Origin of the sequence: Pseudomonas sp. P9_35, from assembly GCF_034008205.1 — a bacterium.
GTDB classification, from domain to species: domain Bacteria; phylum Pseudomonadota; class Gammaproteobacteria; order Pseudomonadales; family Pseudomonadaceae; genus Aquipseudomonas; species Aquipseudomonas kilonensis.
The window spans coordinates 113,609-131,549 of the sequence record NZ_CP125373.1 but is presented as its reverse complement, the minus strand read 5'-3'; the positions used below and the strand labels follow the sequence as shown (position 1 = coordinate 131,549).

At 58.2% G+C, this 17,941-nt stretch carries 12 protein-coding genes; 8 read left to right on the top strand and 4 right to left on the bottom strand.

Annotated features, from left to right (window positions below):
• Positions 1 to 80 precede the first annotated feature (80 nt).
• Both QMK47_RS00525 and oadA read left to right on the top strand, forming a co-directional pair.
• Complete coding sequence (locus tag QMK47_RS00525; RefSeq protein ID WP_003187105.1) at positions 81 to 1,496, top strand: acetyl-CoA carboxylase biotin carboxylase subunit; 1,416 nt, start codon at positions 81 to 83, stop codon at positions 1,494 to 1,496.
• Between the two features lie 12 nt (positions 1,497 to 1,508).
• Positions 1,509 to 3,317: a sodium-extruding oxaloacetate decarboxylase subunit alpha gene (gene oadA / locus QMK47_RS00520; RefSeq protein ID WP_253470477.1), complete on the top strand. Its 1,809-nt coding sequence runs from the start codon at positions 1,509 to 1,511 to the stop codon at positions 3,315 to 3,317.
• A 63-nt stretch (positions 3,318 to 3,380) separates the two neighbouring features.
• Here oadA and QMK47_RS00515 read toward each other — a convergent pair whose 3' ends face one another.
• Positions 3,381 to 5,522 carry an autotransporter domain-containing protein gene (locus QMK47_RS00515; RefSeq protein ID WP_320389644.1) on the bottom strand — a complete coding sequence of 714 codons (2,142 nt, stop codon included), beginning with the start codon at positions 5,520 to 5,522 and terminating at the stop codon, positions 3,381 to 3,383.
• Between the two features lie 673 nt (positions 5,523 to 6,195).
• Here QMK47_RS00515 and QMK47_RS00510 point away from each other — a divergent pair.
• The 3 genes from QMK47_RS00510 (at position 6,196) to QMK47_RS00500 (ending at position 8,423) form a co-directional block, all read left to right on the top strand.
• Positions 6,196 to 6,516 (top strand): hypothetical protein, encoded by a 321-nt coding sequence (locus tag QMK47_RS00510; protein WP_253470473.1) that lies wholly within the window; start codon positions 6,196 to 6,198, stop codon positions 6,514 to 6,516.
• A gap of 768 nt (positions 6,517 to 7,284) precedes the next feature.
• On the top strand, positions 7,285 to 7,590 hold the full coding sequence (locus QMK47_RS00505; protein WP_038858942.1) for a transposase: 306 nt from the start codon (positions 7,285 to 7,287) through the stop codon (positions 7,588 to 7,590).
• Positions 7,587 to 8,423 (top strand): IS3 family transposase, encoded by an 837-nt coding sequence (locus QMK47_RS00500; RefSeq protein ID WP_253470111.1) that lies wholly within the window; start codon positions 7,587 to 7,589, stop codon positions 8,421 to 8,423. The genes QMK47_RS00505 and QMK47_RS00500 overlap by 4 nt, the downstream gene beginning before the upstream one ends.
• A gap of 422 nt (positions 8,424 to 8,845) precedes the next feature.
• Here QMK47_RS00500 and QMK47_RS00495 read toward each other — a convergent pair whose 3' ends face one another.
• Positions 8,846 to 9,679, bottom strand: a complete 834-nt coding sequence (locus tag QMK47_RS00495) for an amino acid ABC transporter permease (RefSeq protein ID WP_024619059.1) — start codon at positions 9,677 to 9,679, stop codon at positions 8,846 to 8,848.
• Positions 9,676 to 10,497 carry an ABC transporter substrate-binding protein gene (locus tag QMK47_RS00490; protein WP_024619058.1) on the bottom strand — a complete coding sequence of 274 codons (822 nt, stop codon included), beginning with the start codon at positions 10,495 to 10,497 and terminating at the stop codon, positions 9,676 to 9,678. The genes QMK47_RS00495 and QMK47_RS00490 overlap by 4 nt, the downstream gene beginning before the upstream one ends.
• 113 nt (positions 10,498 to 10,610) lie before the next feature.
• On the opposite strand from QMK47_RS00490, the gene QMK47_RS00485 reads away from it, so the two are divergent.
• From QMK47_RS00485 to QMK47_RS00475, 3 genes are all read left to right on the top strand, one after another.
• Positions 10,611 to 11,510 carry a homocysteine S-methyltransferase family protein gene (locus tag QMK47_RS00485; protein ID WP_024619057.1) on the top strand — a complete coding sequence of 300 codons (900 nt, stop codon included), beginning with the start codon at positions 10,611 to 10,613 and terminating at the stop codon, positions 11,508 to 11,510.
• Positions 11,511 to 11,793: 283 nt separating this feature from the next.
• Positions 11,794 to 16,671: a hypothetical protein gene (locus QMK47_RS00480; protein WP_320389643.1), complete on the top strand. Its 4,878-nt coding sequence runs from the start codon at positions 11,794 to 11,796 to the stop codon at positions 16,669 to 16,671.
• Positions 16,664 to 17,131, top strand: coding sequence for a hypothetical protein (locus QMK47_RS00475; RefSeq protein WP_320389642.1), 468 nt, complete (start codon positions 16,664 to 16,666; stop codon positions 17,129 to 17,131). Before QMK47_RS00480 ends, QMK47_RS00475 begins: the two co-directional genes overlap by 8 nt.
• Positions 17,132 to 17,254: 123 nt before the next feature.
• Here the strand turns inward: QMK47_RS00475 and QMK47_RS00470 are convergent, their stop codons facing one another.
• Positions 17,255 to 17,941: a GNAT family protein gene (locus QMK47_RS00470; RefSeq protein ID WP_320389641.1), complete on the bottom strand. Its 687-nt coding sequence runs from the start codon at positions 17,939 to 17,941 to the stop codon at positions 17,255 to 17,257.

Sequence of the window (17,941 nt, the reverse complement as noted above, 5' to 3'; positions counted from 1 at the left end):
GCTGCGACCAATTGTTACATCTGGTCACGCGTCGGCCTGGACCCCAGGCCGTGGTATCACCGGCTCAAGGGAACCTCCAATTGATAACAAAGATCCTGATCGCCAACCGTGGTGAGATTGCCGTCCGCATCGTGCGCGCTTGCGCCGAGATGGGCATTCGCTCGGTCGCGGTCTACTCCGACGCGGACCGCCATGCGCTGCACGTCAAGCGTGCGGACGAGGCCCACAGCATCGGCGCCGATCCGCTGGCCGGCTACCTCAACCCGCGCAAACTGGTGAACCTGGCGGTGGAAACCGGCTGTGATGCCTTGCACCCCGGCTACGGTTTTCTTTCGGAAAACGCCGAACTGGCAGACATCTGCGCTGAACGCGGAATCAAATTCATTGGCCCTTCGGCAGAAGTCATTCGCCGTATGGGCGACAAGACCGAAGCGCGCCGCAGCATGATCAAGGCCGGTGTGCCGGTCACGCCGGGCACCGAAGGCAACGTGGCGGGCATTGAAGAAGCGCTGACCGAAGGTGATCGCATCGGTTACCCGGTGATGCTCAAGGCCACGTCCGGCGGCGGCGGTCGTGGTATCCGTCGCTGCAACAGCCGCGAAGAACTCGAACAGGCCTTCCCGCGGGTCATTTCCGAAGCCACCAAGGCATTCGGCTCGGCGGAAGTGTTCCTGGAAAAGTGCATCGTCAATCCCAAGCACATCGAAGCGCAGATCCTGGGCGACAGTTTCGGCAACGTGGTGCACCTGTTCGAACGTGACTGCTCGATCCAGCGCCGCAACCAGAAGCTGATCGAAATTGCCCCGAGCCCGCAGCTGACCCCCGAGCAGCGCGCCTACATCGGCGACCTGTCGGTGCGTGCCGCCAAGGCCGTGGGCTACGAGAATGCCGGCACCGTGGAGTTCCTGCTCGCCGAAGGCGAGGTGTACTTCATGGAGATGAACACCCGGGTGCAGGTGGAACACACCATCACCGAAGAAATCACCGGTATCGACATCGTTCGCGAACAGATCCGCATCGCCTCCGGATTGCCGCTGTCGGTCAAGCAAGAAGACATCCAGCACCGTGGCTTTGCGTTGCAGTTCCGTATCAACGCCGAGGACCCGAAAAACAACTTCCTGCCCAGCTTCGGCAAGATCACCCGCTATTACGCCCCTGGCGGCCCGGGTGTGCGCACCGACACGGCGATCTACACCGGCTACACCATTCCGCCGTTCTACGATTCGATGTGCCTGAAACTGGTGGTCTGGGCATTGACCTGGGAAGAAGCGATGGACCGTGGCCTGCGGGCCCTGGATGACATGCGCCTGCAGGGGGTCAAGACCACCGCCGCGTATTACCAGGAGATTCTGCGCAATCCGGAATTCCGCAGCGGCCAGTTCAATACCAGCTTCGTTGAAAGCCACCCTGAACTGACCAACTACTCGATCAAGCGCAAACCCGAAGAGCTGGCCTTGGCCATCGCCGCCGCCATTGCCGCCCACGCAGGCCTGTAAGGAAGTATGACCATGTCCAAGAAGATCTTTGTTACCGACACAATCCTGCGCGACGCCCACCAATCGCTGCTCGCCACCCGCATGCGCACCGAAGACATGCTGCCGATCTGCGACAAGCTCGACAAAGTTGGCTATTGGTCGCTGGAAGTGTGGGGCGGCGCGACATTCGACGCTTGCGTGCGCTTCCTGAAAGAAGACCCGTGGGAACGCCTGCGCCAACTGCGCGCGGCGCTGCCCAACACCCGTCTGCAAATGCTCCTGCGCGGCCAGAACCTGCTGGGCTACCGCCATTACAGCGATGACGTGGTCAAGGCGTTCGTGGCCAAGGCTGCGGTCAACGGCATCGATGTGTTCCGTATTTTCGATGCGATGAACGATGTGCGTAACCTGAAGGTCGCCATCGAAGCGGTGAAGGCCGCCGGCAAGCACGCCCAGGGCACCATCGCCTACACCACCAGCCCGGTGCACACCATCGACGCGTTCGTGGCCCAGGCCAAGCAGATGGAAGCCATGGGTTGCGACTCGGTGGCGATCAAGGACATGGCCGGTCTGCTGACCCCATACGCCACTGGCGAGCTGGTGAAAGCGCTGAAGGCCGAGCAATCGTTGCCGGTGTTCATCCACTCCCACGACACCGCCGGCCTGGCCGCGATGTGCCAGCTCAAGGCCATCGAAAACGGCGCCGATCACATCGACACCGCGATCTCCAGCTTCGCCTGGGGCACCAGCCATCCGGGCACCGAGTCGATGGTCGCGGCCCTCAAGGGCAGTGAGTTCGACACCGGCCTGAGCCTGGAACTGCTCCAGGAAATCGGCCTGTACTTCTACGCCGTGCGCAAGAAGTACCACCAGTTCGAAAGCGAGTTCACCGCGGTGGACACCCGCGTCCAGGTCAACCAGGTGCCGGGCGGGATGATCTCCAACCTCGCCAACCAGTTGAAAGAGCAGGGCGCACTGAACCGCATGAACGAAGTGCTGGCGGAGATTCCGCGCGTGCGCGAAGACCTCGGCTTCCCGCCGCTGGTGACCCCGACTTCGCAGATCGTCGGTACCCAGGCGTTCTTCAACGTGTTGGCCGGTGAGCGCTACAAGACCATCACCAACGAAGTGAAGCTCTATCTGCAGGGCGGTTACGGCAAGGCGCCAGGCTCGGTGAGCGAGAAGCTGCGTCGCCAGGCCATCGGCAGCGAAGAGGTGATCGACGTGCGTCCGGCCGATTTGCTCAAGCCGGAAATGACCAAGCTGCGCGGTGAAATCGGTGCGCTGGCCAAGTCCGAAGAGGACGTACTGACCTACGCCATGTTCCCGGACATCGGTCGCAAGTTCCTCGAAGAACGCGACGCCGGCACCCTGACCCCGGAAGTGCTGCTGCCAATCCCCGAAGCGGGCAGCGTGAGCTCGGCGGGCGGCGAAGGCGTGCCGACCGAGTTCGTCATCGACGTTCACGGCGAAACCTACCGCGTCGACATCACCGGTGTGGGCGTCAAGGCCGAAGGCAAGCGTCACTTCTACCTGTCCATCGATGGCATGCCGGAAGAGGTCGTGTTCGAACCGCTCAATGAGTTTGTCAGCGGCGGCAGCAGCAAGCGCAAGCAAGCCACTGCACCGGGCCATGTCAGCACCACCATGCCGGGCAACATCGTTGATGTGCTGGTCAAGGAAGGCGACGTGGTGAAGGCCGGTCAAGCAGTGCTGATCACCGAAGCCATGAAGATGGAAACCGAAGTACAGGCGGCCATCGCCGGCAAGGTCACCGCGATTCATGTAGCCAAGGGCGACCGGGTCAACCCGGGCGAGATCCTGATCGAGATCGAAGGCTGAATAAACAGCCTCGATACAACGCTTTAACCTCGGGGGGGCATGTGCTCCCCTTTTTTTTGCCTATCAGAACATCATTCGCCATTGCCCCATGAGTGCACCGTTGCGGTTGTCCTGGCCTGTTTCGCCGTTGTAGCTCAATCCCAGGGTATGACGCGGTGATACGGCCAGGTCCAGCCCGGCTTCCAGGAGCAGGCTGTCACGGTCCAACTCGATACCTTCGACGGTATAGATTCCACTTCCGCTAGCCATACGCTGATGTGAGGTGCCCCTTACGTCGCCATACAGGTGCTTCCAGCCGAGATCCAGTCGCGGCGTCAACCGTATGCCTCGGTCGAAAATCAAAGGGCGGGCGAGGCGCAGGCCGAGGTCGCTGCTGTAGTGTTCCTGTGCCTGGCCGTTGTACTGCAATGCGGCGTCCCCACCTTTTTCGGCATAGGCATCGCGTTGATAGCGCTGGTAACCCACTTGGACATAGGGTTCGATATCGAAATGTCCAACATCCAGGTTGTAGCCGATCTGTCCAAAGACCTGCTGTGTCGTGGCATCGTAACGACCCTTCAAGCGATCCCTGAATCCGTTGAAGGCAACGTGGCGCTTGGTGCTGCCGTCATGACTGCCATAGACAGCACCCAGGCGCAGTGCCAGCGGCCCGTCCTGGTGCAAGGCGTAAGCGCCTGCGAGCCAACTGTCCAGGGCACCGTCGAACTGATAACTGTCCATCCGCGTCTGGGTCTTGCTGCCGATGATGCCCAGCCGCCAATCGGGGCTGACAGCCCAATCAGTTCCCAGCATCAAACCTTTTGTCGAATGCTTGAGAGCAAAGTTTCCCAATTGCTTGGCGAGGCTGCCGCTATTGCCGATGGCCTGGACCCAGACTTGGCCGTTGTCGTACCCATCCGCCGGACTTCTCCGGCTCATGGCCGAGAGCATTCCCGTGCTGATCGGCGCGACACTGCTCAGGGTGGCGTTGCCCAGGTCGGCGGTGTCATAACCGCCCAGTTGGTTGATGGCATCGGCAGCGGTGGTCAGGTTGGTGCCGAGCAGGGCATTGATGGCAGCGTTGGGTTTGGGCACAGGTTGGGTGGCTGACGATTGAGCCGCAGGTGTTGGTGCGGTGCTGGCAATTTTTGGTGGTTCGGTGAGTTTTGACGTTGGGCGAGTGGCTTGCGGCTTGGCGGCTGGGGATGGTACTGGCGCTGAAGTGCCGCTAGGTGCTGGCGGCGTTGGTTCGGCTGACTGCGGCGTCGGGATAGCGCTTACAAATTCTTGGCCGTTGGGATTTGCCGTGGCTTTCTCAAGGGGCACCTCGTTGCGAGCGAGGACCAGTCCCACTTGTTTCTCCGTGGTGTAGTCCGGTGTAGCCGTCATGAAAGCGAGTTCATTGATGATCTTCCCAAACTTACCATCGATCTTGTCCGCCTTGATCACCACGTGCTTGCCGGCTTCGGTGGATTCGCCCGACACAGCGATGATTTTCAGCGTCGCATTACCCAAGGTGGCTGTACCGCCAACCTTGATCGCGGCGCTGCCTTTCTCTGCGTCGATCCCATAAACCAGCGTTGCGCTCCTGGAAAACTTGAGATCGTTGATAACCGAAGGGGCACCCAGTTCTGGTCCGACTTCCATCAGGCCCGTGACATCCAGCGTGTCGACCGTCCCGTTACCGACGAACGTACCCTTCTTCCCGACAAGCACAGGTCCGGCCACGGTACCGCGGTTATCGAATACGCCGAGAACGTGCACCGCGCCCGTAATCTGGCCGGTGTTGGTCAGCCTGGCCTTCGAATCGACCAGGCTTCCTCCGTTGAAAGCACCGCCGTTTGACCATTCACCTTGCTTGAAATACGAATCCTGGAAGTTGCGTGTTTCGCCTAATGCGCCTCCCCCGGCGGTATCCAATAGCAAGACATTGGTACCTCCGCCACCGTCGGTGAGCCCGAAAAGTTTGCCTTGCTTGCTTACGATCACCAGATCATTGCTGTTGTCCTTCAACAAGGGTGTTTCGCGGGCATTAGTGACATTTTCACGTTTCGTATCCGCTGAAGGATCCATGAACGTCTTGAGGCGGGCTTGCATTTGGGCGGTTGTTTCAACGGGGCGGGCTTCCCCGGCAACTGACTGGGCCATCGAAACCTCGGCACAGCCAAGCGCCAAGGCTATTGCCAGCGCGAGATGTTGAGGCAGGAATGAATGTTGGGTTCGCATCGAATGTGACCTCTCATGAAGGAGGTCGCACTTTAAAAATTTCACCCTGGGCGGCGATGCCAGCCATCTCCTCGCCGTGGGAAAGATTCGGCGGATGAAATTTGTAGGCTGCTCGTGCTGCGATCAGCGTGTTGGTTCGTTGGCTTTCATGGTTCGAGGCTTTGCCTTACAGCCCGCACGGACCTTTCTGTTTGACCAGTATTTGACGGGGCAATCACTGCCGGCGGATGCCTTGTTTAAACTGTTGGGATGAAGACTTGAGGTTGTCCGGCAGCGCTCATTCGAAAGCGCAACTGACCAACTGCTCGATACAGATTGGGTTCGCGATGGTAGGCTTCCGGCCGATCAAAATTGAGCTTTGTAAACCCATTCTGTGTTTCGCGTAGGATGGTTCCGAGATACGGAAAATCAGCGTTGTATCGTTAGGGCCTCGCCTATAGTTCTCTCGTCACCGACAAATCGGTGATCGATCTTAGCCGGTCGAACAAGAGTGCACGAGCGCCCCCAATGGCGGCGCTTTTTGCTGCCTGTGTTTTACATTTATGGCGGCTGTGCGGGGGACATCTTCGGGTGTGCCGGATTCTCTTGTCCGGTCGGCTAACCCGCGTACAGCTGCCACCCACATTCGTTTAGCCGCGAGCGGTGGTAGCTCCCAACTCAAGAGAGCAACCCGATGATCAAGTACCATCCCCTTCAAGCCAATACCAGCGTCGGCGCCACACTGTTTATCGACACAGAGGCTGGTGCCTCCGATCTTTTGGAAACTGCTGCACATCGCATCAAAGCCGCTCGAGACTTACTCAACAGCGTCTCCTGTCTATGCCTGAAAAACGCCGAGGGTTATGACCTGGAGCACTTCGCCAACGCCGCGCATCTGTTGTTGCAGGACGGTTGCGATGCGCTGGAAGTGTTGGGGTGGAGCATCGGTGGGTGTGATCTCCAAACTGCACCTGCTAGCGATTCGGCTGCACCTCAGACGGATTTTCCTGTTTAGCCGTTGAGCTGGGTGGGATTTTGGGGGCGGGGTGTATATCCGTTTCTGCGGTAACGGCCACTTAGGGTTCCGCCCTGACGGCGGCTCACTTTTGAGAAGCGCAAAAGTAAGCAAAACGCTTTTGCCCCACCACTCGGCACCTCGCCTAGGCTCGGTGTGCCCTCACTCCGGCATTGCTCCGTGGGCCGCCGCGAAGGGCCATCCATGGCCCAGCGCGGCTAACCCGGCATCCATGCCGGGTTGCCCACTACGCAATGCCTGCGTTCGGCCATCGTGGTTAACGGGGCGCTGAGATCAACGTCCACCGCGAGGCGGCCTGATAGCCGACCTGGTTCTTGATGGGATCGCGTTTCTCCTGTGGGAGCGAGCTTGCTCGCGATGGCGATAGCTCAGTCACATGGATATTGGGCTTGCTGGCCTCATCGCGAGCAAGCTCGCTCCCACAGGAGGTCTGTGTTGGATATGAATTTTGTGTCCGCTGAAGATTGAATGTGGGAGCGAGCTTGCTCGCGATGGCGGTGGTTCAGTCACATGGATGCTGGGCTTGCTGGCCTCATCGCGAGCAAGCTCGCTCCCACAAGGGGTCTGGGTTGGATATGAATTTTGTGTCCGCTGAAGATTGAATGTGGGAGCGAGCCTGCTCGCGATGGCGGTGGTTCAGTCACAGGGATGTTGGGTTTGCCGGCTTCTTCGCGAGCAAGCTTGAACTGGCCTAATAATTCCGGACACCTCTTAAGGGCGATATGATTTCGCCAATTTGGAGGTTCCATGAAAGAAAGAAGAGTCTTTTCCCGCGAGTTCAAACATCGTGCGGCCAGCATGGTGATTGATGACAACTGTTCAGTACAGGAAGTCTGCGCGTCGCTGGACATCAGTGCTACCGCGTTACGACGGTGGGTGGACCAGGTTCGCAAGGAACAAAAAGGTCAGCCAGTTCAAGGCACCAAGGCCATTACTGAGGATCAACGGCAGATTCAGGATCTGAAAGCCAAGATCAAACGCATGGAAATGGAAGCCGAAATCTTAAAAAAGGCTACCGCTCTCTTGATGTCGGATCCCGATCGTTTTCGATGATCGCGGAGCTAAGAGAGTCATTCCCGACCGCCATCCTGTGTCGCGTTTTCGATGTGAAGCGCAGCAGCTTTTACGAATGGCTACAGCGGCTCTCGCGGCCTAAGATCGAGCGCGAAGAACTCAAGGGGAAGGTGGTTGAACTGCACAGCGAAAGCCGGGAAGCCATGGGGTCCAGAACGATCAGCAAGCATCTGAAGGCCCAAAACATAGCGGTCGGCAGAAGCCTTGTTAGAACACTGATGAGGGAAGCCAACATTGTCAGTAAACAACGCCAGCCTCATCCATTCAGGTCCAAAGGAGTTGAAGCATTTGTCGCACCCAATCTGCTCAAGCGTAATTTCAAGCCGACCGTGGTCAATCAGGTCTGGTGTGGCGACGTTACAAGCTTGATGGTGGGTAAACGCTGGGTTCATCTGGCCATCGTGATCGACTTGTTTGCTCGCCGGGTCATTGGTTGGGCATTTTCGCTGGTCAATGACGCCAACCTGGTCAGCAAGGCGTTACGCATGGCGATAGAGCTTCGAACATGCCCACCTGGATTGATGTTTCATTCGGATCAGGGCTGTCAGTACACCAGCCGCAAGTTTCAAGAAGAGTTGATGCGCAATGGCATTTTGCAAAGCATGAGTCATCGCGGGCAGTGCTGGGACAATGCTCCAACAGAACGTTTTTTCGGCACCCTGAAGTCAGAATGGGTCCCTCGCAACGGTTACAGCACGAGCGAGGAAGCACAAACCGATATGGTGCGCTTCTTCATGTACTACAACCGCACCAGGCTCCACAGCTACAACGACTACCTATCGCCAATAGCCATGGAGCAAAAAGCAGCATAAACACCGTAACTGGTGTCCGGATTTACTTGACCAGTTCAGCTTTGCTCCCACAGATCTGATGGGTGTACGACCGGGAGAGCCAGGTCGGCTACCAGGCCGCCTCGCGGTGGACGTTGATCTCGGTGCCCCGTTAACCACGCTGGCCGAACGCAGGCATTGTGGAGTGGGCATCCCGGCATGGATGCCGGGATAGCCGCGCTGGGCCATGGATGGCCCTTCGCGGCGGGCCCACGGAGCAATGCCGGAGTGAGGGCATGCCGAGCCTAAGCGAGGCACCGAGTGGTGGGGCAGAAGCGCTTTGGTTACTTTCGACTGGGCCGGCTTCCGGGCTTTTCGAAAGTGACTCGCCGTAAGGGCGAAACCGCCAGCCGCCGTTACCACAGCAACGGATATACACACCAACCTTAAAACCCCACCCCAACTCAACGATTATTCAAATAAGCCTTCCCATAATGCCGCTCCATCCGCGCCTGAATCAGCTCCAACGCAATGGACATCAACCAGTAAATAATCGCCGCCGTAGTCAGCATCTCAATATAGCGATAACTGGAACGCCCATAAGACTGCGCCAGAAACATCACCTCCCAAACCCCCATCACCGAAATCAGCGAAGAGTCCTTGAGCATGGAGATGAATTGGTTGGTGGTCGGCGGGATGATGGTGCGCATGGCCTGGGGCAGGGTGACGCGCCAGAAGATCACGGTTTCGCTCAGGCCCAGAGCAAGGGAGGCTTCGCGTTGGCCGTTGGGGACGCCCAGGATACCGGCGCGGAAGATCTCGCTCAGGTAGGCGCCGTAGTTCAGCGACAGGGCGATGATCCCGGCGGCGATGGCACCCGGGACTACGCCCAGTTGGGGCAGGCCCAGGTAGATCAGCAGGATCTGGATCAGCAGCGGCGTGCCGCGAAAGAACGACGCATAGAAACTGGCGATACCGAACGCCACCGCACTGCTGGACAGCCGCGCCAGGGCGGTGATGAAGCCCAGCAATGACGAAGCGACGATCGAGCACAAGCACAGGAACAGTGTCAGCACCGCGCCTTGCAAAAAGCCATTGGGCGCCAGATGCACACCCAGCAGGTTCGGCAATTTGTCGAGGATGATGGAGAACTTCAGGTCGAAGCTCAGGAAGAAACTCGCGAACAGCACCAGCATGGCCGCCCAGGTCAGGTACAGCCGGGTGCGAAAACCGAAGATTTTTTGCAAGCGTGACTCAGCCACCGGTGGCGGTGGCTGAGGGGGTGGAAAAGAAGTCATTGGGTAATGTCGGCGCCGATCCATTTCTGCGAGAGTTTGCTCAAGGTGCCGTCCTGTTTCAACTGGGCAAAGACTTCACGCACCTTGTTGTCCCACTGGGCGTCGCCCTTTTCGATGGCCACCGAGTTCGGCTCGGAGTAGAGCGCCTCGCCGGCCAGCTTGAAGCGCTTGTCTTCGGTCAGGCGCGGCTGTGCGGTCACCAGGTTGGTCAGCACCGCGTCCAGGCGCACCCCGGCGCCCAGGCCCAGGTCCTGGAAGGCCACGTTGTCGGTGTCGTACGGGGCGATCTGCACGTCTTCGAATGGATAGCTCAGTTGAGTATCCTCGGCGCCTTCGATCACCAGGTTCTTGTTCAGGTAGCTCTCGTAGCTGGAGGCGCTGGTCAGGCCGACCTTCTTGCCGCTCAAGTCCTTGGCGCCGTGGATACGGTCGTCCTTGGCGTTGACTACAATCACCGCCGGCGAAGCGTAGTACTGGACCGGGAAATTGAACACTTCGGCGCGTGCCTTGCTTGGCGTCATGGAGCAAATGCAGATGTCATAGCGCCCGCTCCAGTGGCCGGCCGCGATCACGTCCCAGGAAGGGGTTTCCAGGCGCAGCTTCACGCCCAGTTTCTGCGCCACGGCCTTGGCGACGTCCACGTCAAAACCGTCGAGCTGGTTCTGATCGTTGAGGAACGAGAAGGGCGGATAGCTTTCCATCAACACGCCGACCAGTTCTTTTTTCTGTTCGATGCGATCCAGCGTGGCACCGGCGAACGCTTGCGAAGAGGCAGCCAGCAGAGTCAGGCCCAGGGCCAGCAGTGGTTGTAGTTTCATGTGAGGCCCCTGATAGAAAAATAAGTTGTAGTTCACCGAATGGTGCGTATTAAATAGTTATAAGAACAACTCCGGTAGTGAGTATTTTTCATAAGCTTATGAGTGAATCGCATATGGGCTCAGCAACGACAGTCATTCTCGATGGCGGCATGGGCCGCGAACTGCAACGCCGGGGCGCCCCGTTCCGACAGCCCGAGTGGTCGGCGCTGGCCTTGAGCGAAGCGCCCCAGGCGGTAGAGGCCGTGCACGCGGCCTATATTGCCAGCGGCGCCAACGTAATCACCAGCAACAGCTATGCCGTGGTGCCGTTTCATATTGGCGAGGCGCGTTTCGCCGAAGAAGGCCAGGCCCTGGCCGCGCTGGCGGGTGAGTTGGCGCAGCGGGCAGTGCACGCTTCGGGCAAAGCAGTGCGGGTGGCCGGGTCGCTGCCGCCACTGTTCGGTTCCTATCGGCCGGATCTGTTCGACGCTTCCCGCGCCAGTGAATTGCTCGCGCCCCTGGTGAACGGCCTGGCGCCCCACGTCGACGTGTGGCTGGCCGAGACCCAAAGCTCCACGGTCGAAGCGCGGGCGATTCACGCCGGGTTGCCGAAGGACGGCAAGCCGTTCTGGCTGTCGTTCACCCTGAAAGACGAAGACACCGATGAAGTGCCACGCCTGCGTTCCGGTGAACCGGTGGCGGACGCCGCTGCGGTGGCGGCTGAGCTGGGTGTCGAGGTGTTGCTGTTCAACTGCAGCCAGCCGGAAGTGATCGGTGCGGCCATCGATGCCGCGCGGGACACCTTCGCGCGCCTGGGCGTGAAGATCCACATCGGTGCCTACGCCAACGCCTTCCCGCCGCAACCGAAGGAAGCGACGGCCAACGACGGATTGGACCCGCTACGCGAAGACCTCGACCCACCGGGTTATCTGCAATGGGCGGCGGACTGGCAAAAACGCGGTGCCAGCCATCTGGGAGGCTGCTGCGGGATCGGGCCGGAGCATATTGCGGTGTTGGCGCAAAAGCTGGTCTAAGGGTTTGGCGGTCGGAGGGTAATAAATACATTGGCTGTTCGACCGCCATCGCGAGCAAGCTCGCTCCCACAATGATCTTCGGTGAATGCAGAACCTGTGGGAGCGAGCTTGCTCGCGATAGCTAACGCTCAGCCGCCGCATCCTTTCAAGCGTGCAACCCCGCCGCCGCAAACATCGGCTTACGCTTTCCCCGAAGCCCGTAGCCACGCCTATACATATGTACGTCATCCCCGCTGAAACGGCGCGATAGGGTCCCAGTCCTACTCATCACCGGGACACCTGAATGACTGCCTTCCCTGAAAATGCACCTGGCGTGACGCCGCATGCTGCCGGCGTACAGCTAAAACCCATCAGCCTGTTACCCCACGGTATTCGATTTCAACCTCATGAATTTGCCGATCAATGGCTAAATCAATGGGGCCTTATCGGCGATACGCGCGTACAAGTCACCTATCAAGAGGTCGAGACAGTCGATTCGGCCGCTCAAAGAAAAACCTCATCGGTGCCGCTGCGTGACGCTGTGACAAGAGGCTTTTTGATCGCCCATCAAAGCAGGGCGACCGCTGAGCCTTCTCCGCGCGAGGGTTGGGTTTATCCCCACCGAAGTCATATGTCCCTGGACTTCTCGTCACTGCGGGTCAACGGTAAAGGTCTTTCACCAGATGTCTTGCAGCAACTGCAAGTTGGCATTGCGCCCGGCTACCAGGGCATTGGGCAGCCGGTCATTACTGAGGTGAACGCCCAAGGCAATCTGCTCAGCCCCCGTGAAAAAGAACAAATCAGGCAACTGGGGCACTTGGATGCCAATCAGGTGAAGCTGGCGCGTCTGTTCGCCGCTTTGCCAACGTTCGACACAGTGCTCAAGCGTCTGCTGGTCAGCCGCATCGAGGCCAAGATCCCTGGGCGCAAATTCCACACTTCACTGCTCCAGGGTATCGACCCGGATCACTGGTACGTGAACCACTTTAGCGTGGACTCATTCGGTGGCCGTTCATTGACAGCCTCACAGTGCTTTACCGACGTGATGTTGGGCTGTTTAGCGACGGATACACCGCCCACTTACTCGCGCGGTGGCGTGGGCTTCTACACCCGTCCGGATTCGGTGGAAGAGGTCGACAGCGTATTCGTCAGCCCGCTGGGCGCGAAAATTCCAGCGATCATGGAGTCCGTGTTCTATATCGCCGAGCCCGCGACCAATGACAGCTTGAAGCAGCAGTTCCGTGACGATCTCAGCGCCTTTCGCCATGACAGAAGCGATGCACAGGCGCTCGACACGTCGACCACTGACGCGGCACTTGCTCATCTGCTGTCCCGACGATTCCTGCATCTTTTCGACTTGTACAAAGTCGACCGGTATCCGTCCACCCCGTTAACCCAAAGTGCGCGAACCCTGCAGGATGAGGAAGATCGCCTGCTGGATCTGATCACCACCCACCCGTCCATGGCGGACAGAAGCCGTTTGCTGCGAGCGCCCATTCCCCATGTCTATGCCGTCATGCTCGACATGGGAGCCGCGAAGCCACAGAAATGGCCTGCCGCGATGGTGATCAAACGAACCGATCAAGCACCACTGTTCCTCTATTCCATGGAACGCGGCATTCAACGGTTCGATTCTTTTCAAGACATGGTCAAAAAAGTACAGGTCGTCCATGCAGGGCATCAGCGCACGATACGGGAGATTTCGACTGAGCTGTCCGGGGATGTGTTCGAAGTGGCGGCATCGGAACTGCTTCAACTGCAAAGCAACGCGCTCGAAGCCGTCCTGAATGCGCCAGAAAACGAAACGGTGGCCCTGAGGACTTTTGCCCAACGGACCGAAGATGCATTGCGCCTGCCTACGTTATCTCTTGCCGGTGCATTGGCGACTCGTCAGCAAACCTTGATTGAAAACAACCGTCCTCATTTCTATAAAACCGCAACGCTTTCAGAACAGACTCGTTATCGTCGCTTGGAGCAAGATGTCCTCCAAGCTGTTTCAGATTTGGGTGACGGTATCCGGACGCTGCATCAATTTACCCGCCAGAAGATCCAGCAATACCTGCAGCGAACCCTGCATCACGCGATAAAGCCCGATCCAGACAAAACGATGGTGACGCTTGCTTTCGCAAAGGGTGCCAACCCGAGGCAGTCTCGTATTACCAGCCTGACCCAGCTGATACTCGATAACTTGCGCCCGCGGCAGTACCCCAATGCAATGCGAGAGGTCATGGCTGTTCACCTTGTCGATAAAGATGGCAAGCGGATACGACATCCGGTGAGTGGCTTGCTGATGACATTGAAAGGGCGCGAACTCGCCACGATGGCGACAAGCATCGACGCTGGCGCACGTTATGAAACCCTGCTCAGGGCACAGATGAACAAGCCGGATTACAAAGCTGCCTGGCAAAAAGCGTATACGGCCAGTATGAAATTCAAAGGTTACGAGACCGCGCTCAGGGGGGATGAAATATTCAAGGTCACCCGACTCGATAAAGCCTTCGAGCCACCTAAAGTCAAAAAACTGGTCACGCTCTGGCTAGACGCTGTGCTGCAATCGCCAGAGGCAAAAACGCGTCCACGGGTCATGGGAAAAAACGTGCAGGTACATGGCCTTTTGCTGGGTGGCAGTGTAGGGGCTGGAGGCCAGCACGGGACGATGGGTAACGCAGTCAGCGTTGACGGCGCCTTGATTTTTTCCGATCAGGACGGGCCGGATATTAAGGGAACCGTAGGTGTTTATTTTCCAGACAGTCCCGACGGAGAAGATTTTCACGAATTTGCCAATCTGGCCGATGGTGTCGGGGGGCTTCTACGACAAGAGCCATGGCAGGACTACTTCCGTTCACGCATTTGCGCGGTCAATCCCGAAGAAATAAAACGTGTACTGGGGCCGCACCGTGGTCTTCCCTTGATTCGCGCAAGCGTTATCACAGGCGATCTGCTTGAAGCGCTTCACCGAGCGCACGTTGATTTCCATAGCGCTTATGCGGACCACCGCTCCAACAGCAACGCGGATATACGTCGTGAAACAGCAGTAAGGATGGTCATGGTAGCCATGGAAGTGTTCATGGACTTGGCCGGCATGCTGTTGATACCCGGTTTCCAAATACTCAGGCGTGCTGTCAAGACGGGCCTGCTCGTGGCCAGGACCGGCGCTGTTCCGATGGACCTGGACACCCTGGCATTTGTCTACAGAGTGGCTAACCATGGCGGACGGGAACTTGCCGCAGGGGCCACGGTTCCGGTCCGAGGCCAGTCGTCTTTCCTGGCGGTTACGGCGCGCCAGAGCCAGAGTGATGCACTGGCCGGGTTGCCCCTGGAAGCGGCACTCTATAACCGTTATACGGTGACCGACACTTCACTGTTGCGAGGGTTGGCTGCAGATGCCCAGGGCTTCTATCGCCCCACGCTCAACTCTGCTGCTGGGGACAGTTCCCGACCCGTCTACATACAGCAACCCGACGGGACCGTATTCCGGGTTCATGACCATACGAGATTGAATGCAACCGAAGCCACCCTTGTCGACCCTGGCACCGGGTCGAGTATCCGCTCCAGTGGCGTGATGCGAAGTACCGTTGCCCGGATGCCCGACGGAGAGTGGCGTGCGGTTGGATTTGGTCAGGGCGGCGGGAAACGCCCGGCAGGTAGCTCTACACAACCAGGCCCTTGCGAACCCAAAGTGCCTGCTCTGTCGCCTCGTGCCTCCGAATGGGTACGGACCGCTGGTCATTGGGACAACGACATCATGGATCTGGTCCCCTCTGTCATGACTCGTCTTCCGAGCTGGCCGCAGAACCGGAGCTTGCTGATCATGGACGAAATAACCGCAGGGAGTAGTTGGTCAGTACGCTTCACGCCGGGGCAATACGAGCGTTTCTATCCGATGAGTCAGCACCCCGATAGATCACCCACGGATATCGTCTTGAGGCGAACGGCTGAAAATCACTACAGCTTGATCTTGGGTAGGCGGGTCGTTGGGATTCCCGCCGATGGCGATTGTTTTTTCAATGCCGTCGCCCGTGGGCTCAATGAAGGGCAGGCGCAGGAAGCCTTCACGATGCAAGGGCTGCGTAATGCAGCTGCCGATTACATCGATGGGCATCCGCAAATCAGCCACTTCATGATGCCGCCGGCCTCCGGCTTGCAATTGGCGCTCTCCGACATCGCGCCTTGGTTACAAGAGCTCTTGGAGGAGGCAGCGCTCTCTGATCTCACTCGGATTGTCTACAACGCCACCAACCCACATCGCTTGTTCCAGCCGGTTCTGGATTACCTTGACCGTCACGCCAACAGCTTGGGCCGAAGGACGCTGGACGCAGCGCGGGACGCCATCCTGCCGCCGGAGGTGTTGCAGGAGATCGGGCATCATCTATCGGTTCGGTCTCCGGAGCGCCTGATGCCAAGTAGCGCTCCCTTTTACACTCAGGAAACGGAGTCATTGCGCAGGTTCTTCGAAGACGTGCTGCTGGGTCCCATCGATGATTTGCATCTGACCGAACTGCTCAATAACGAATACCTTCAACTTTCGCAGGATGTGATCCATATCATGCTTGAGTATGGTGTCAGGGCTCGACAGTTGACCGACCATCATCCAAGGAATGAGCTGGCCTACGTAAAATACAATGAGACCCTGCACGGCCATTTGGACGATGATCAACAGGATGATTTACTGGATGATTTACTGGAAGGTGCTGAGCTGGTGGATCAGGCCGATCTGAATGAAGTAAAGCAAAGGTATCAACGTGAGTCGGGCGTCACCATTAATGACGATGCCAAGTTAATGAATCAGTTCATGTATTACGATCGCGTAGAAGACACCATCGATCTGCTCAGCGTTGCCCTCGAACGGTTTCCCGATTTGCAGCGACGGGCTAATCTGCTGCTTCGCTCAACGGTGATTTCCTCGAACCTCGGTGGCGCGCTACCGGTCAATGTCCTTGCCAGGTGGCTACGTGATCCGAAGCTGTCTGAGGCGCGGCTAGGGATCATTGCGGAATATGCCAATACCCGCTACACCGAAGTGATTGACGACGGCACGATAAGTATTGACTGGATGCAGTCGTTCGATGATCAGAATCTGAACAGTATTGTCCAGCAGCAAGACAGCCTGACGAGATTTGTAGAGTTTCTGGGGTGGGTACAATTCGAACGCCGAAACGCCAGCAGTGGTAGGTTTGTTTAGCAGTTCGGGACAAACTGTTTCTAATACCAGGGTTTCGATTTTATTAAATACGCCGAATATTTTTAATTTGCTCCAACGCTTCCCGAGGAATCACGCTATACAAATATGGGAGGACCTCGTTGGGCCGTATTTCAGCGATGCCACTGTTCGAGCCGCGCTCAGGCAACCTGGCTCGCTTCGTTCAGAGTTGGATATTGCAAGGGCGTTAAGAGTTGGGCTTGGCGTGGACGGGGCGCGCGCGAACCAAATCGTTAGAGATGCATTCGGTCTTGGCCAGCGGCAGGCTCAACAATATCTCTACAATTTCGAGTTCCCAGCCAATCGTTTGGGCCACAGGCTTTTGGACTTTGCATTGTATTTGGAAAGCCACATGGCGGTGCCCGATTGGGCCTGGCGATACCTGAGGCAGGGCGTCACGCGCGAAACGCTCAAGCCATTTGGAGCCAAAAAGAAACCTTGATCGCTTAGTCGCGGGCTACTTACAGCTCTGATGCAAGTCGCCCCATCGCCATTCCCCGCAAGGATTGGCGGTGGGGTCGTCAACTACGTGATGGACGCCGAGCCTACTCGCCGAAACGGGCCATCAGCCACCGACAGCGGATGTCCGACACTCTACTAGCCCGCGCACTTGCCCACTTTCGCTCTGATTCTCCTCACTCAACCACTGCTCGAATCCTGCCGCGATCACCGGCCATTCCGAATCCAGTATTGAGTACCACGCCGTATCTCGGTTCTGGCCCTTGACCACCATGTGCTGGCGGAACACCCCTTCAAACGTGAACCCCAACCGCTCGGCCGCGTATTTGGAGCGGGCATTGCCGTTGTTGCACTTCCATTCCAGCCGGCGATAACCCAGGGCGAAAGACTCCTTGGCCAGCAGATAAACCGCCTCGGTGCTTTTCGGCGAACGCTGCATCGGCGCGCCGAAGGTCACGTGGCCAATCTCGATGCGGCCCTGGGCCGGGACGATGGACATCAGGCTGAGAATGCCCTGCACCTCGCCACTGGCGCGGTCGATCACGCTGAAGAAATACGGGTCGGTGTTGGCTGCATGGTTGTTCAGCCAGGCATCGAACGCGCCGCGATCCGTGAACGGACCATAGGGCAAGTAATCCCAGAGCTTCGGGTCGGCGCCGGGGCCTTCAAGGGCTTGCCAGAGGCCATCGGCATGCCGCGCCGGGTCGAGCTTTTCCAGGTGGATGAAACGCCCTTCGAGCACCTGTGCAGAGGGTGCCGGGACACCTTTCCAATCGGCGAGTGAAGTCGACAT

Bases quoted from the DNA above. Each gene is read 5' to 3' on its own strand.
- oadA (WP_253470477.1), top strand. From the start codon at position 1,509: ATGTCCAAGAAGATCTTTGTTACCGACACAATCCTGCGCGACGCCCAC.
- QMK47_RS00515 (WP_320389644.1), bottom strand. From the start codon at position 5,522: ATGCGAACCCAACATTCATTCCTGCCTCAACATCTCGCGCTGGCAATA.
- QMK47_RS00510 (WP_253470473.1), top strand. From the start codon at position 6,196: ATGATCAAGTACCATCCCCTTCAAGCCAATACCAGCGTCGGCGCCACA.
- QMK47_RS00505 (WP_038858942.1), top strand. From the start codon at position 7,285: ATGAAAGAAAGAAGAGTCTTTTCCCGCGAGTTCAAACATCGTGCGGCC.
- QMK47_RS00500 (WP_253470111.1), top strand. From the start codon at position 7,587: ATGATCGCGGAGCTAAGAGAGTCATTCCCGACCGCCATCCTGTGTCGC.
- QMK47_RS00495 (WP_024619059.1), bottom strand. From the start codon at position 9,679: ATGACTTCTTTTCCACCCCCTCAGCCACCGCCACCGGTGGCTGAGTCA.
- QMK47_RS00490 (WP_024619058.1), bottom strand. From the start codon at position 10,497: ATGAAACTACAACCACTGCTGGCCCTGGGCCTGACTCTGCTGGCTGCC.
- QMK47_RS00485 (WP_024619057.1), top strand. From the start codon at position 10,611: ATGGGCTCAGCAACGACAGTCATTCTCGATGGCGGCATGGGCCGCGAA.
- QMK47_RS00480 (WP_320389643.1), top strand. From the start codon at position 11,794: ATGACTGCCTTCCCTGAAAATGCACCTGGCGTGACGCCGCATGCTGCC.
- QMK47_RS00470 (WP_320389641.1), bottom strand. From the start codon at position 17,941: ATGTCGACTTCACTCGCCGATTGGAAAGGTGTCCCGGCACCCTCTGCA.